Annotated in this window: 16 protein-coding genes and 1 tRNA gene; 9 read left to right on the top strand and 8 right to left on the bottom strand. The window is 33.9% G+C overall.

What is annotated here, in order from left to right; all coding sequences use genetic code 11:
* Positions 1–4: 4 nt before the first annotated feature.
* The 6 genes from IW18_RS04375 to idi form a co-directional block, all read right to left on the bottom strand.
* Positions 5–78: transfer RNA gene (locus IW18_RS04375), tRNA-Thr, on the bottom strand.
* Positions 79–156: 78 nt separating this feature from the next.
* Positions 157–423: a hypothetical protein gene (locus IW18_RS04370; RefSeq protein WP_041516343.1), complete on the bottom strand. Its 267-nt coding sequence runs from the start codon at positions 421–423 to the stop codon at positions 157–159.
* A gap of 57 nt (positions 424–480) precedes the next feature.
* Positions 481–1,449, bottom strand: a complete 969-nt coding sequence (locus tag IW18_RS04365; RefSeq protein WP_041516342.1) for a type I phosphomannose isomerase catalytic subunit — start codon at positions 1,447–1,449, stop codon at positions 481–483.
* Between the two features lie 55 nt (positions 1,450–1,504).
* Complete coding sequence (locus IW18_RS04360) at positions 1,505–1,963, bottom strand: peroxiredoxin (protein ID WP_041516341.1); 459 nt, start codon at positions 1,961–1,963, stop codon at positions 1,505–1,507.
* Positions 1,964–2,377, bottom strand: a complete 414-nt coding sequence (locus IW18_RS04355; protein ID WP_041516340.1) for a 6-carboxytetrahydropterin synthase — start codon at positions 2,375–2,377, stop codon at positions 1,964–1,966.
* Between the two features lie 22 nt (positions 2,378–2,399).
* Positions 2,400–2,927: an isopentenyl-diphosphate Delta-isomerase gene (gene idi, locus IW18_RS04350; protein WP_041516339.1), complete on the bottom strand. Its 528-nt coding sequence runs from the start codon at positions 2,925–2,927 to the stop codon at positions 2,400–2,402.
* A gap of 294 nt (positions 2,928–3,221) precedes the next feature.
* Between idi and msrB the strand changes: the two genes are divergently transcribed.
* The 4 genes from msrB (at position 3,222) to IW18_RS04330 (ending at position 7,128) form a co-directional block, all read left to right on the top strand.
* Positions 3,222–3,776 carry a peptide-methionine (R)-S-oxide reductase MsrB gene (gene msrB / locus IW18_RS04345; RefSeq protein ID WP_041516338.1) on the top strand — a complete coding sequence of 185 codons (555 nt, stop codon included), beginning with the start codon at positions 3,222–3,224 and terminating at the stop codon, positions 3,774–3,776.
* Positions 3,777–3,783: 7 nt separating this feature from the next.
* Positions 3,784–4,392, top strand: coding sequence for a peptide-methionine (S)-S-oxide reductase MsrA (msrA, locus tag IW18_RS04340; protein ID WP_041516337.1), 609 nt, complete (start codon positions 3,784–3,786; stop codon positions 4,390–4,392).
* A 239-nt stretch (positions 4,393–4,631) separates the two neighbouring features.
* Complete coding sequence (locus IW18_RS04335; RefSeq protein WP_041516363.1) at positions 4,632–6,047, top strand: aminopeptidase P N-terminal domain-containing protein; 1,416 nt, start codon at positions 4,632–4,634, stop codon at positions 6,045–6,047.
* A 121-nt stretch (positions 6,048–6,168) separates the two neighbouring features.
* Positions 6,169–7,128, top strand: a complete 960-nt coding sequence (locus tag IW18_RS04330) for a quinone oxidoreductase family protein (RefSeq protein WP_041516336.1) — start codon at positions 6,169–6,171, stop codon at positions 7,126–7,128.
* 148 nt (positions 7,129–7,276) lie between these two features.
* Here the strand turns inward: IW18_RS04330 and IW18_RS04325 are convergent, their stop codons facing one another.
* On the bottom strand, positions 7,277–8,833 hold the full coding sequence (locus IW18_RS04325; RefSeq protein ID WP_041516335.1) for an NAD(P)/FAD-dependent oxidoreductase: 1,557 nt from the start codon (positions 8,831–8,833) through the stop codon (positions 7,277–7,279).
* Between the two features lie 245 nt (positions 8,834–9,078).
* Between IW18_RS04325 and IW18_RS04320 the strand changes: the two genes are divergently transcribed.
* Complete coding sequence (locus tag IW18_RS04320; protein WP_041516334.1) at positions 9,079–9,318, top strand: hypothetical protein; 240 nt, start codon at positions 9,079–9,081, stop codon at positions 9,316–9,318.
* A gap of 113 nt (positions 9,319–9,431) precedes the next feature.
* Here IW18_RS04320 and recQ read toward each other — a convergent pair whose 3' ends face one another.
* The gene (recQ, locus tag IW18_RS04315; RefSeq protein ID WP_041516333.1) at positions 9,432–11,627 is read right to left on the bottom strand and encodes a DNA helicase RecQ; all 2,196 of its coding nucleotides are present in this window, start codon (positions 11,625–11,627) and stop codon (positions 9,432–9,434) included.
* An 87-nt stretch (positions 11,628–11,714) separates the two neighbouring features.
* On the opposite strand from recQ, the gene IW18_RS04310 reads away from it, so the two are divergent.
* The 4 genes from IW18_RS04310 to lptB all read left to right on the top strand — a co-directional run bounded on the left by IW18_RS04310 (position 11,715) and on the right by lptB (position 14,811).
* On the top strand, positions 11,715–12,680 hold the full coding sequence (locus tag IW18_RS04310; protein WP_041516332.1) for a KpsF/GutQ family sugar-phosphate isomerase: 966 nt from the start codon (positions 11,715–11,717) through the stop codon (positions 12,678–12,680).
* On the top strand, positions 12,680–13,495 hold the full coding sequence (gene tatC, locus IW18_RS04305; RefSeq protein WP_041516331.1) for a twin-arginine translocase subunit TatC: 816 nt from the start codon (positions 12,680–12,682) through the stop codon (positions 13,493–13,495). Before IW18_RS04310 ends, tatC begins: the two co-directional genes overlap by 1 nt.
* A complete protein-coding gene (locus tag IW18_RS04300; RefSeq protein ID WP_041516330.1) occupies positions 13,488–13,838 on the top strand; it encodes a carboxymuconolactone decarboxylase family protein in 351 nt (116 codons plus the stop codon). Before tatC ends, IW18_RS04300 begins: the two co-directional genes overlap by 8 nt.
* A gap of 232 nt (positions 13,839–14,070) precedes the next feature.
* On the top strand, positions 14,071–14,811 hold the full coding sequence (gene lptB, locus IW18_RS04295) for an LPS export ABC transporter ATP-binding protein (RefSeq protein WP_008464443.1): 741 nt from the start codon (positions 14,071–14,073) through the stop codon (positions 14,809–14,811).
* Positions 14,812–14,865 lie beyond the last annotated feature (54 nt).

The following is a 14,865-nucleotide window of genomic DNA, read 5'->3' as shown; positions in this document are numbered from 1 at the left end:
GTTGAGCCGGCGGAGGGACTCGAACCCACGACCTGCTGATTACAAATCAGCTGCTCTAGCCAACTGAGCTACGCTGGCGACTCATTACGGGTGCAAAGATAAGCCTGTTTTTCGTTTTTCCAAAAAAAAATCAAGCTTTTTTATACTTTTTTTTAACTACAATGCGTTGATTTTAGTAATCAATTGATTAGCAGTTTCTTCCAATTCAACGTTTATTTGTTTGAAATGAGCTTTTTTGTTTTCAACGTTTTTAGCATTTACTTTTGTAATCAAAGTATCAAATGCAGCAATAGCTTCGTCGATCAAAGCATTCGTTTCTGGAGTAGGATTTCCTGTAGTTGACATTTCAAACAAGTAAATTGCCTCAATAATATCTCCTAATACGAAATTGATGTCTTTCTTTAAGTTTTTAACGTTTGCCATTTTTATTTTTATTTTAATTTGCGACTGCAAAAGTACATATAATCTTTTTATTAAGCGCTATGAAATGTAAATTTCTAAAATTGAAGCTTTTCCACTCAAAATAAATGCATTTATCTCAGCAGGAACTAAAACCGTATCTCCTTTTTTATAGGCTTGTTTAAAGCCATCATATTCGATTTCAAAACTTCCTTCGATACACATATAGACTGTAAAAGTTTCTCCAGATTTTGTTACCTCAACTTTATCTTCTAACGGAATAAAATTAGTTGTAAAATAAGGACAATCAACCACTACATTTGAAGCGTTTACTTTATTCTCGTATTTCTTTTGTGTTTCTACCTTATTGTAATTAATTGCATCAAGTGCTAAATCTACATGCAACTCTCTTTTATTACCTTGCGCATCTACACGATCAAAATCATACAAACGATACGTAATATCAGATGTTTGCTGAATTTCGGCAACTACCAATCCAGCACCAATGGCATGAACGGTACCTGTTTCTAAAAAGAAGACATCTCCAGCTTTTGCCTTTACGTCATCTAAAATTGAAACAAGTGTATTATCATTTAAATGTTTTAAATATTCTTCTTTACTTGAATCTTCTTTAAAACCAACAATAATTCGGGCATCAGTATCAGCTTGCATCACATACCACATTTCAGTTTTCCCAAAAGAGTTATGTCGTTCTTTAGCCAATTTATCATTTGGATGAACTTGAATTGAAAGATCTTCTCTTGCATCCAAATATTTAAACAATAACGGAAATTGTTTTCCAAATCGTTCATGAACCTGAGTTCCTAAAATTTCATTTGGAGTTTCCTCTATAATTTCCATTAAGGATTTCCCTTTTAAAACTCCGTTAGCAACCACGCTTATATCTCCTTCTACAGTTGACAATTCCCAACTTTCGCCAGTAATTTTAGAAGTAATTGGCTTATTAAGGATTGTTTTAAGCTTCTCTCCGCCCCAGATTCTATCTTTTAAAATGGGCTCAAATTGTAAAGGGTATAATTTTGGTTTCATATTTGTTTTTGGTTATAATATTATCACTTATCGATTACCGATATGACTCTTTTTTCTACAATACTAATTCTTTAATAGTCTCCATTGCTTTCGGAATATGCTTTGCGGCATTCATACTATCAAAAATTAAAATAACAACACCATTTTTATCAATAACATAAGTTACTCTTCCTGGCAACAGACCAAATAATGTGTCGCGCACACCAAAAAGATGACGTAATTTTTTATCTTGATCTGATAGTAAAATGAAAGGCAATTTATGCTTGTTAGCAAATTTATGATGCGATTTTACACTGTCACTACTTATTCCAATAACTTCAGCTCCAAGATCCTTAAAATCTTCGTACTGATCTCTAAAACTACAGGCTTCTGTGGTACATCCGGGCGTATTATCTTTTGGGTAAAAATAAATCACGATTGGTTTTCGACCCAAAATACTTTGGCTTTCAAAAACTTCTCCATGACTATCTTTCGCAGTAAAATTCGGAACTATATCTCCTATTTTTAATGACATTTATTCTTCTCCTTTATAAGTTACAAAATTGCGGTCCGTTTCATTCAAAACAATTTCTAAGTCAAAATCGGCTTGAATTCTTTTTCTAATTTTATTCCATATCACAACCGCAATATTTTCGGCAGTTGGATTCAAATCTTGAAATTCCGGAACATCCAGATTCAGATTTTTGTGATCAAACGGTATTTCTACTTCTTCTCGTATAATATCCGCTAATACTTTCACATCTAAAACAAAACCAGTTTCTGGGTCAATTTTTCCTGTAACACTTACTGTTAAACCATAATTATGACCATGAAAATTGGGATTATTGCATTTTCCAAAAACGGCATCGTTTTTTTCAAATGACCAATCTTTCCTGTGCAATCGATGTGCAGCATTAAAATGTGCTTTTCTTGATATGGTTACTTTCATTTAGGTTGTTGGTTAGTCTGGTTTAAATTTTGTGATCTTCTAAATAATGATAAAACTCATCAAAAATTATTTTGAACCACACGGTATATATTTCGGGCTGTTTCTGAATATCTGTTTTTACATCTTCAATTTTCATCCATTTCCAATCTTCCACCTCATCAGTGTTTATTTCGGGCTTTTCGTTATAATACCCAATCATAACATGGTCAAGTTCATGCTCAGTCAAACCATTATCAAAAGGAGCTTTATAAATAAAATGAAATAATTCTTTCAATTCAGTTCTAAATCCCATTTCTTCAAATAATCTTCGGCTTCCGGCCTGAACATTCGTCTCACCTTCACGCTGATGACTACAGCATGTATTTGTCCAAAGTAAAGGTGAATGGTATTTTTGATGTGCTCTCTGCTGAAGCATCATTTCGTTTTTACTATTTAAAATAAAAACCGAGAAAGCGCGATGTAAGACCGCTTTTTCATGAGCTTCTAATTTTGGCATTAAGCCAATTTGCTCATCGTTTTGATTAACTAATATTACGTTTTCTTCTATCATACGGCGTTTTGTACAAACAAAAATACGAAAAAAGAAATGGCTTGAAAATCCTAGGAAAGATTGTGAAAAGTTTAACGAGCATTGCATTTTATATAAAACTGAAACACAATACAATACATTTTAATTAACTTCAAAAAACCTTTAAAAATAAGCGTTAAAAACTGCAACCTCTTATTTTACGTAAATAAGAAAAAGTTAAAACATACTTAAAAAAAACTCAATTGTAAATTATACGATATTTCAATGCCAAAACTCATCGTACCTTTGAAATACCAGAATTAAAGCACTAAAACAATGAAAACAAAAAATCTATTTTTCAGCCTTTGCTTTTTAATACCACTTTTCATCCTGCAAGCCTGCGGACAAAACACAAAACAACCACAAACAAAAACAGTTGTTATGGAAAACAAAATAAGTAAACCCGAAAATCCGTACTATTCTAATACAGATACAACAAAATTAAATGTGACAAATGCCGAATGGAAAAAGGTATTACCAGCAGATGTTTATGATGTAATGCGAAATGCTGATACAGAAAGACCTTTTACTGGCAAATATTGGAATACCGACGAAAAAGGCACTTACTATTGTGCATCATGCGGTAATAAACTATTTAGATCTGGTGCAAAATTCGCAAGTAGTTGCGGATGGCCAAGTTTCTTTGAACAAGACAATAAAAAAAGTGTTATTTACAAAGAAGATAATTCACTTGGAATGGAAAGAACCGAAGCGCTTTGCGGTCGTTGCGGTGGACATTTAGGACATTTATTTGATGATGGACCTCCTCCAACGGGAAAACGCTATTGCATGAATTCAATTGCTCTTGACTTTGTTCCTGATAATAAATAATAAAAACATGAAAAATATATTTCTAATCTGCATTTTAGCTTTATCCTTAAATGGATTTTCGCAAAACAAAAAAGCTTCAAATCTTGAAACCATTACACTTGGTGGCGGATGCTACTGGTGTGTTGAAGCTGTTTATGAAAATCTTGATGGTGTAAAATCTGTGGTTTCTGGTTTCTCTGGCGGAAATGTTGCCAACCCAAGTTATGAAGAAGTTTGTACCGGAAAGACTGGGCACGCCGAAGTAGTCCAGATTACATACGACAAAAACATTACGGATATAAATGAAATTTTTAAAGTTTTCTTTACTGTTCACGATCCAACTACCTTAAATCGACAAGGAGCTGATGTTGGCACACAATACCGTTCTGTAATTTTTTATAAAAACGATGAGCAAAAAAAAGCTGCGCAAAGTATTATTGCAGAACTTAATAAAGCAAAAGTATACAATAGTCCAATTGTAACAAAAGTAGAACCTTTTAAAGCTTTTTATAAAGCAGAAGACGATCATCAAAATTATTATGCAAATAATAAAAATCAACCGTATTGCAAAATGGTGATTCAGCCGAAAATAGAAAAATTCGAGAAAGTCTTCAAAGACAAACTCAAAAAGAAATAGGTTAATATAATTGTTAATTCAAGCTTGCCGTCCATTTTTGTGGACGGTTTTTTTGTTTTTTTTTAGCCACAGATTAGAAGATTTTCACAGATTTACAATCCAAAGAATCCTTTAATCTGTGGCAAAAAAATATAATAATTCGCGTAATTCACAGCAAACCTTTTCCTTTAAAATCAATTCATATTTTTTGTAATTTGCAACGACCAAAAAACCAAAACTACTCATCAAAAAACCAAGAAATGAAACAAATAATCTTGTTCTTTGCTTTCTTATTTACTGTAAATCAATCTCATTCGCAAGAAAACCTCCCTACTGATTATCTGTCTAAAGAATTTCATAAAGGACGAAGAGAAGCTTTTAGAAACTTGATGCCAGCAAATTCTGTAGCAGTAATTTTTTCATATCCCGAAAGAGTTTTTTCTAATGATATGAATTACAAGTTTCATCAAAATCCAGATTTATATTATTTAAGCGGCTACAAAGAACCAGATGCAGTTTTATTAATTTTTAAAGAAAATCAAGGAACTGGTGAAACTTATAATGAAGTATTCTTTATTAGAGAAAGAGATCCAAAAAAGGAAACTTGGACAGGCAGACGACTAGGCATTGAGGGAACTAAATCTCAACTTGGTTTTACAGCAGTTTACAATGGAAGAGACTTTAAAGACTTTCCTATAAATTTCAAAAAATTTGACAAAATTATTTACGATAAAATCCCAACAGATCTTAACGCAAATCAAACTGGTTTTGATCTTTTTGGCTTACTTCAATCTTTTAAAACTAAGGCTGGAATTACAACAAATGACAATACTTCACTAGACCTTTTCGCCGACATTACAAACTCGTTGAGAGAAATAAAAACTCCCGAAGAAATGGAGTTAATGCGTAAAACCGTTAAACTTTCGTGTATCGCGCACAACGAAGTCATGAAAGCTGTTGGTCCACAAATGAGCGAAAATGAAGCAGAAGGAATCCATACTTATATTCACAAAAGATATGGTGCTGAAGGCGAAGGTTACAACCCAATTGTAGGTGCTGGCGCCAACGGATGTATTTTACATTACGAAGAAAACAATAGCACGAAAATAGATAATCAACTATTATTAATGGATGTTGGCTCTGAATATCACGGTTATTCTGCAGATGTCACCAGAACAATTCCTGCCAATGGGAAATTTACAGAAGAACAAAAAGCAATTTATCAATTGGTTTATGACGCGCAAGAAGCTGTTTTTAAAATCTGTAAAGAAGGAACCCCTCTTATCGACTTAAACGCTACCGCCAAAGAAGTTTTAGCAAAAGGCTTAATAAAATTAGGAATTATAACCGATCCAAAAGATGTAAAACTTTACTATCCACATTCATGTTCACATTTTTTAGGTCTGGACGTTCACGACAAATTTACTTTTAAAGGTCCGCAAAGCGCTCTAAAAGAAAACATGATCATAACCGTTGAACCTGGAATTTATATTCCGGCAGGTAGTAAGTGCGATAAAAAATGGTGGAATATTGGTGTTCGTATCGAAGATGATATTGCCATTAAAAAAGATACGTACGAAAATTTATCTGCTGATTCTCCAAGAAAATGGCAGGATATTGAAAAACTCGCAGCAGAAAAAAGTACTTTCAACGACATGAAATTTCCTAAAATATAATTCACTTTTCTCCACAGATTAAAAAGATTAGCATTGATTATAATTCGAAGCAACACTCTGAAAATCTTTTTAATCTGTCGTTAAATTTTACCGAACTTTGTATTCCTAAATTTTAATTAAAATGAAAGCACTTACCTTTTCTTCTTTTGGAAATTCAGATGTTCTGGAATATATCGAAATTCCAAATCCGCAATTAAAAAACGATGAAATTTTAGTCGAGATGAAAGCCATCGGATTAAATTTTGCCGATGTTTGCAAACGAAAAGGAAACTATCATTTAAAAGGAAATCCGCCATTTATCGCAGGTTACGAAGGCGCTGGAATTGTAGTTGACGCTAATAATCATCCAGGATATAAAGCTGGAGATCGTGTGGCTTTCGCCGATGTTCCTTTTGCAAATGCCGAATTAGTTGCCGTAAATATAAATCACGTTTTACCACTTCCGGAAGCTATTTCCTTCGAAACTGCCGCTTCTATATTATTGCAGGGTTTAACCGCACATTATTTAGCAACAGACAGTCATAAAACCACAAAAGGCGAAACAGTATTAATTCACGCTGTTGCCGGAGGAGTTGGCCAGTTTTTAACGCAAATCAGCAAACTTTTGGGCGCGAATGTTATTGGTTTAACCTCATCATCTGATAAAGCAAAAGTTGCTATTGAACAGGGAGCAGATCATGTTTTCCTATATAATGAAGATTGGAAATCGCAAGTTTTTAAAACTATCCCAAATGGAGTCGATGTTGTTTACGATAGCATTGGAAGCACATTAATGGATAGCTTTGAAGTTACAAAAGAATGTGGACAAGTTGTTTTCTTTGGAATGGCAGGTGGAGATCCAGAACCTGTAGACCCGAGAATGTTAATGGACACGTCAAAAACTTTAACTGGTGGAGATTTATGGAGTTATTTAAACTCTAAAGAAGAAAGAATTAAACGTACAACTCAATTATTCAATTGGATTATTCAAGGAAAAATTACACTTTCAGAACCAACTTCTTTTAAATTATCAGAAGGAAAGTTGGCGCACGATTATTTAGAAAGCCGAAAAAGTACAGGTAAAATTATTTTGATTCCTTAAATGTAGTTTTCAGTTTTCAGTTTTTACAGTAATTTGTCATTTTGAGGAACGATACACATAACTCATTATTATTTCGCCACGAATTCACGAATTTTATCTTAAGTAATTCGTGAATTCGCGGTGATTATTTTTAGACTGTATTTTTTATTTATAAAGTCTCAGCAATCATCAAAGCGCATTTTTCACCATCAATTGCTGCCGAAATAATTCCACCGGCATAACCTGCTCCTTCTCCGCAAGGATACAAACCTTTTATTTGCAAATGCTCATACGTAATAGGATCTCTAGGAATTCTAACTGGCGATGAAGTTCTACTTTCCGGCGCATGCAAAATAGCTTCGTTAGTTAAATAACCACGCATTGATTTTCCAAATTCTTTAAAACCTTCGCGTAAAATCTGCGATAAAAACCCCGGAAAAACCTGCCCCATTTCTACCGAAGTTGTTCCCGGAACATAGGATGTTTTCGGAATATCTGCCGAAACTTTATTTTGAGTAAAATCGACCATTCTTTGAGCCGGAACTTTTTGAGTTTCCCCAGCCAAATGCCATGCTTTTTGTTCAATACTTTTCTGAAATTCCATTCCCGCCAAGGCGCCAAATTTTGCAAAAGGCTTAAAATCTTCCAATTTCAATTCGATCACAATTCCAGAATTTGCCGTTACCTGATCTCTTTTTGATGGCGACCAACCATTTGTAACCACTTCACCCGGACTTGTTGCGCAAGGTGCAATTACTCCACCCGGACACATACAGAACGAATACATTCCGCGACCGTTTACCTGTTTTACAATTGAATATGGTGCCGGAGGCAAATGTTCTCCGCGATAATCACAACTGTATTGAATACTATCAATTAATTGTTGCGAATGCTCTGCACGAACTCCTAATGCAAAAGGTTTCGCTTCGATAAAAATTTTCTTCTTATCTAGTAATTCAAAAATATCTCGTGCTGAATGCCCTGTTGCCAAAATCAATTTATTAGCAAGAATCTTATCTCCATTTTGAGTTACAATTCCTTCAATCTCATTGTTTTTAACTAAAATATCAGTTACTCTGGTATCAAATAAAACCTGACCACCAAATTCGATGATTTTGTTTCGGATATCCTCAATGATTTTAGGTAATTTGTTCGTCCCAATATGTGGGTGCGCTTCGACCAAAATATCTTCTGAAGCTCCAAAAGCAACTAAAAGCTCTAAAATTCTGGTTACATCGCCACGTTTTTTAGATCGTGTATACAATTTTCCGTCGGAATAAGTTCCTGCTCCACCTTCTCCAAAACAATAGTTAGAATCTTCATTAACTAAATGATCTACATTTATCGCTTTTAAATCGCGACGGCGGCCACGAACATCTTTTCCGCGTTCGATTACAATTGGCTTTAAGCCTAATTCGATTAATTGCAAAGCTGCAAAAAGTCCTGCCGGACCTGCCCCAACTACAATTACTTCCTGAGCTGAAGAAACATCCTTATATATAGGTAGCTCTATCTTGGTTTCCTGAAAAGGTTCACCTTTTAGATATATGATAACTTTTAAATTGATTTTAATCGCTTTTTGTCGCGCATCAATAGATCGTTTTAAAATAGAAACATGTTGAATTTCCTGTGGAAAAACCTTTATTTGTTTAGACAAATAGTCTTTTAGCAACAATTCGTTTGCAGCTATTTCTGGAGTTACCTGAAGTAAAAGTTCTCTTGGCATTGTGTTTTATTTATTCAATTAGCTTTTCTATTTATGAAAAGAACATGCAAAAGTAGTATTTTGAAATGAGATTTTACCAATTCTAATTTTTATGCATTGCAAAATTCAGTCCTGTCACATTGAGCGAAGTCGAAATGCACACGCAGTTCTCGACTTCGCTCGAACTGACAATAAGATAATTTCAAAGTAAAACTTCAAATGAACCTTTGTACCTTTGCACCTTAGAACCCTTTCACCTTAAAAAAATGTCTAGAAAAATAAAATTGATTTGGGATTTTCGTGGTCCGGCTTCGGCAAAAACGGCTGAACATCATGAAATTCATTTAAAAGAATACATCACAATAGAAAAACTACCATTAAACATAACTGGCTTTTCTATCTTAAACGAAATGCATGCAACTGCTTTTATGGTTGTAACCGATGAAAATATGATTCAAGTTCGAGATGCTTTAAAACCACATCGTGGGGAAATATATGAGGGGTAAAAAAGTCACAGTTCTCAGTGGCAGTTTACAGTCATTTATCGAGCATAAATTTAAGTCTCAGTTTTCAGTCTCAGTAAAAACTGAAAACTATAAACTGAGACTGAAAACATTTTTTAATTAGCTACTTCACTAATAAATTTAATACGCATTAAACGCAATTCATCAATATCATAATCTCCGTCGAATTCTTTAAGAGCGTCTTCGATTTTATCTGATTCGGATTCCATGAAATAGTCGTGAATTTCTTCTTGCTGATCGTCGTCAAGCATATCGTCAACCCAATATTTAATATTAAGTTTCGTTCCAGAATATACGATCATTTCCATTTCTTTAATTAAAGCATCCATCGAAAGTCCTTTTGCCGAAGCAATATCTTTCAATGATAACTTTCGATCTATGTTTTGAATGATGTATAATTTGTTTGCCGAATTTACTCCTGTAGACTTTACTACTAAATCGTCTGGACGAATAATATCGTTATCTTCTACATAGCGACTAATTAATGCTACAAATTCTCCACCGTATTTTTTAGCTTTTCCTTCTCCAACACCATGAATATTGTACAATTCAGTTAATGAAATTGGATATTTTAAAGCCATATCTTCAAGAGAAGGGTCTTGAAAAACAACGAACGGAGGGACTCCAAGTTTTTTGGCTACTTTTTTACGTAATTCACGTAACATTCCCATCAACACTTCATCAGCAGTCCCTGATGTTTTGGATGCTGTTACGATTGCTTCGTCTTCAGATTCATTGTATTCATGATCTTCAGACATCATAAATGAAACTGGTTTTTTAATAAAATTCAAACCTTCTTTGGTGATTTTTACGACACCGTAAGTTTCAATATCTTTTGATAAATAACCTGCCACTAGAACTTGGCGAAGTAAAGCCATCCAATATTTCTCGTCATGATCAGATCCTGAACCAAAAAAAGATTGTGTATCTGTTTTATGCGCTTTAATAACTGCATTTACGCGACCTATTAAAGTAAACACAATTTCTTTTGATTTATAAATGTGTTTGGTATCACGAACAATTTCCAACAATTTAACGACTTGGTCTTTGGCCTCAATTTTATTTTTAGGATTACGAACATTATCGTCCATATCTGCACCTTCGCCTGTTTCGCTGTCAAATTCTTCACCAAAATAATGCAGTAAAAACTTTCGGCGCGACATTGAAGTTTCGGCGTAAGCCACAACTTCTTGCAAAAGAGCAAAACCAATTTCTTGTTCTGCAACTGGTTTTCCAGACATAAATTTCTCCAGTTTCTCTACATCTTTATAAGAGTAATACGCTAAACAATGTCCTTCGCCTCCATCACGACCGGCACGACCCGTTTCCTGATAATAACTTTCTAGTGATTTTGGAATATCATGATGTATTACAAAACGAACGTCTGGTTTATCAATTCCCATCCCAAAAGCAATTGTTGCTACCACAACATCTACATCCTCCATCAAGAACATATCCTGATGTTTGGCTCTGGTTTTTGCATCTAAACCAGCGTGGTATGGAACCGCGCTAATTCCGTTAACTTGTAAAACTTCTGCAATCGACTCTACTTTTTTACGGCTTAAGCAGTAAATAATTCCAGATTTGCCTTTATGTTGTTTAATAAATCGAATAATATCCGATTCTATGTTTTTTGTTTTTGTTCGAACTTCGTAGTATAAGTTTGGTCTGTTGAATGATGCTTTAAAAGTATTTGCATCAGACATATCCAAGTTTTTAAGAATATCTTCCTGAACTTTTGGAGTTGCAGTTGCAGTAAGTCCAATAATTGGCACTTGCCCCAATTGTTTTATTATGTTTTTCAGATTTCGGTATTCCGGTCTAAAATCATGTCCCCATTCTGAAATACAATGAGCTTCATCAATAGCTACAAATGAAATTGGCACGCTTTGCAAAAAAGCGACATATTCTTCTTTAGTTAAAGATTCCGGTGCCACATACAAAAGCTTAGTCAAACCCGAGGTAATGTCTTTTTTAACTTGCGCAATTTCTGTTTTGGTAAGGGAAGAGTTTAGCACATGTGCTATTCCGTTTTCTGAAGAAAGACTACGAATTGCATCAACTTGATTTTTCATCAAAGCAATTAAAGGAGAAACAACTATTGCCGTTCCTTCCTGAATTAAAGCGGGTAATTGATAACAAAGAGACTTTCCGCCACCGGTAGGCATAATTACAAAAGTATTCTTCTTGTTTAAAATACTCGTAATGACTTGCTCCTGCAAGCCCTTAAATTGGCTAAAGCCGAAATACTTCTTTAATTCCTTGTGTATTTCAATTTCGTTTGAATTCATTCTTTATATTAATGGATATTTTGTATAAATTTGCAACACATAAAGATACAACTTTCTTTTATACATACAAATTTTAAATATTCTGTTTTGATCACAAAAGAAAATATATTGGCAATCGCCAAAAAAACCATACTCTCTGAAAGTGAAGCAATTACAAAACTAATTGATTTTCTAGACGAAAATTTCTACGAAGCAACCCAACGCATTTATGAAACTAAAGGTCGTTTGATCGTTACAGGCATTGGAAAAAGCGCCATTATCGCTCAAAAAATGGTCGCTACTTTTAACTCTACCGGGACTCCATCTATGTTCTTGCACGCCTCAGAAGCTATTCATGGCGACTTGGGAATGATACAGAACGAAGATATTATTATCTGTATTTCAAAAAGTGGGAATAGTCCTGAAATAAAAGCTTTGGTTCCTTTATTAAAACGTTTTGGAAACATTTTAATTGGGATCACTGGAAACGTAACTTCTTTTTTAGCCAAAGGTTCTGACTATGTTTTGAACACTACAGTCGAGATGGAAGCTTGCCCAATAAATTTAGCTCCAACAAATAGTACAACCGCACAACTTGTTATGGGTGATGCTCTTGCGGTTTGCTTAATGGAAATGCGCGATTTTAAACCCGAAGATTTTGCAGTTTATCATCCAGGTGGTGCTTTAGGAAAAAAACTATTGCTTCGCGTGAAAGACATGATCGAGCATTCATTAAAACCTCAAGTTACTCCGGAAACTTCGGTTAAAAAGGTAATTTTTGAAATTTCAGAAAAAAGATTAGGCGTAACAGCGGTTATCGAAAATGATAAAATTATCGGAATTATTACTGACGGAGACATCCGAAGAATGCTAAATGACGTAGATACTATTGCTGATTTAACTGCAAGGGACATTATGTCAAAAAACCCTAAATTAGTTTCTTCAGAAACGATGGCGGTTGATGCACTGAATATTTTAGAAGATTTTTCTATAACACAACTTATTGTGGCAGACAACGGAGAGTACAAAGGTGTACTACATTTACATGACATTTTAAAAGAAGGAATCGTATAATGGCAAAAAAGAACCTTGGCGAGATGTCATTTTTAGACCATCTTGAAGAACTTAGATGGTTATTAGTAAGAAGTACAATTGCAATATGCATAATGGCTTTTTTTACTTATTTTATTAGTGATTATTTATTTGATCAAATTATTTTGGGTCCAATAAGACCTACTTTTTTTACTTATGTTTGGTTTTGCGACTTATCTCATCAATTGGGATTTGCAGATAGCATTTGTATTACTGAGCTGAATTTCATTATTCAGAATACTGAAATGGAAGGACAAGTAAACATTTTTGTATGGATGTGTCTTTTGGCAGGTTTCATACTAAGTTTCCCTTTTATTTTATGGGAAGTATGGAAATTCATCAGCCCTGCTTTATATGAGAAAGAACGCAAAAATGCAAAATTATTCATCTTCGTTTCTTCTTTACTTTTCTTTTTAGGAGTACTATTTGGCTATTTTGTAGTAATACCGATGTCCGTAAATTTCGTTGCAACTTTCTCTGTAAGTGATGTTGTAAAGAACCAATTCACGCTTGACTCATATATGGGAATGGTTAAAACTAGTATACTTGGTAGTGCTATGTTTTTTGAATTACCAATCGTAATTTATTTCTTGACCAAACTAGGATTAGTAACTCCTATGTTTTTAAGAAAATATTGGAAATATGCCGTAGTGATCATTTTAATTGTAGCAGCAATTGTAACTCCTCCAGATGTTGTGAGTCAAACTATTGTAGCTATCCCAATGTTGATTATATACGAAGTAAGTATTCTTATTTCCAAGGTTGTTTATAAAAATAAATTGAAAGAAAATGTCTGATATCATACAAGAATTCAACGACTACCGTTCTAAAATGAACGAAAAATTATTGGCCGACAATAATAAAATTGTGAAGAGAATTTTTAACCTTGACACAAATGCTTACGCTGCCGGAGCTCTTGATGTAAAAACAAAAGAACTTTTAGGATTGGTAGCATCTGCTGTTTTACGTTGTGATGATTGTGTAAAGTATCACTTAGAAACCAGTCACAAAGAAGGCGTTACAAAAGAAGAAATGATGGAAGCTATGGGAATCGCGACTTTGGTTGGAGGAACAATTGTAGTACCTCATTTAAGAAGAGCATATGAATTTTGGGAAGCTCTGGAAGAAGCTGTAAAATAATTAGAAAATGTGTCAATTTGATAATTAGATAATTTCTTAAAATGCTCTAATTATTTAATTTTGAAGTACAAATTCTAAATTTTGAAAATGCAATAATTTGTTAATTGATTTATCTGATTGATAATTTTACATTTATTTTGCCTTTCAAATCAAATTATAAAATTGAATTTGAGTTAGTTTTAATTATCTCATTTTCTAATTATCTAATTATCTAATTATCTAATTGAACTAAATGAAGCTAAGAGCCGATAATTTAATCAAAACCTATAAAGGTCGCAGTGTTGTAAAAGGGATTTCTGTCGAAGTAAATCAGGGAGAAATCGTAGGACTTTTGGGACCAAATGGTGCCGGAAAAACTACTTCGTTTTATATGATTGTAGGATTGGTTAAACCAAATCAGGGAAATATTTTTCTTGATGATTTGAATATTACCGATTATCCTATGTACAAACGTGCGCAACAAGGAATTGGTTATTTAGCACAAGAAGCTTCTGTTTTCAGAAAATTAAGTATCGAAGACAACATCTTAAGTGTTTTGCAATTGACTAAACTTTCTAAAGAAGCACAAATTGCAAAAATGGAAAGCTTAATTGAGGAATTTAGTTTAGAACACATTCGTACTAACAGAGGTGATTTACTTTCGGGAGGAGAACGTCGTCGTACTGAAATTGCTCGCGCTTTGGCAACAGATCCAAAATTTATTCTATTAGATGAGCCTTTTGCAGGAGTTGACCCTGTTGCGGTTGAAGATATCCAGAGAATTGTTGCTCAATTAAAAAACAAAAACATCGGAATTCTTATTACCGATCACAACGTTCAGGAAACATTAGCAATTACTGACAAAACATACTTAATGTTTGAAGGTGGAATTTTGAAAGCGGGTGTTCCGGAAGAATTAGTTGAGGATGAAATGGTTCGTCGTGTTTATCTTGGACAAAACTTCGAATTACGAAAAAAGAAACTTGAATTTTAAAAAAGTATACGGTCTTAAGTTTTCAGTCTCTGTGAATACTGAAAACTGGGGCTG

Origin of the sequence: Flavobacterium hibernum, from assembly GCF_000832125.1 — a bacterium.
Classification (GTDB): Bacteria; Bacteroidota; Bacteroidia; order Flavobacteriales; family Flavobacteriaceae; genus Flavobacterium; species Flavobacterium hibernum.
The sequence above is the reverse complement of the archived record's forward strand: the minus strand, read 5'-3'. Positions and strand labels throughout refer to the sequence as shown.